This is a genomic window from Curtobacterium sp. MCBA15_001 (assembly GCF_001864835.1).
In the GTDB taxonomy this organism is placed as follows: domain Bacteria; phylum Actinomycetota; class Actinomycetes; order Actinomycetales; family Microbacteriaceae; genus Curtobacterium.
In genome coordinates this window covers 2,968-3,325 of record NZ_MJGI01000006.1, presented here as the reverse complement: position 1 = coordinate 3,325, position 358 = coordinate 2,968, and the positions used below count along the sequence as shown (strand labels likewise).

1 pseudogene is annotated in these 358 nt (G+C 71.5%); it reads left to right on the top strand.

The features are described 5' to 3' along the window. A pseudogene (locus BIU90_RS02755) lies at positions 1-323 on the top strand (TIGR03086 family protein); the annotation flags it as partial. Positions 324-358 lie beyond the last annotated feature (35 nt).

Genomic DNA, 358 nt, shown 5'->3' with positions numbered 1-358 from the left:
CGACCGCGGCGACGACGGCGTGGACGAAGGCCCCCAGCGACACCCCCGTGCACCTGGAGACCGACGTCGTGACCGCGGGCGAGTACCTCGCCGAGCAGACCAGCGACATCACGATCCACACGTGGGACCTCGCTCGCGCCACGGGGAGCGACGACCGCCTGCCGGACGAGCTGGTCGAGGCGGTGTGGCAGCACTTCGAGCCGCAGATCGAGTCGCTCGCAGCGACGGGGCTCTACGCCGCTCCCGTCGAGGTCGGCGAGGACGCCCCGCTCCAGGTCCGCCTGCTCGCGGTCACAGGGCGCGATGCCAGGGTGAACGCATGAGCGAGACCAGCACGTACACCGGCACGAACGACACC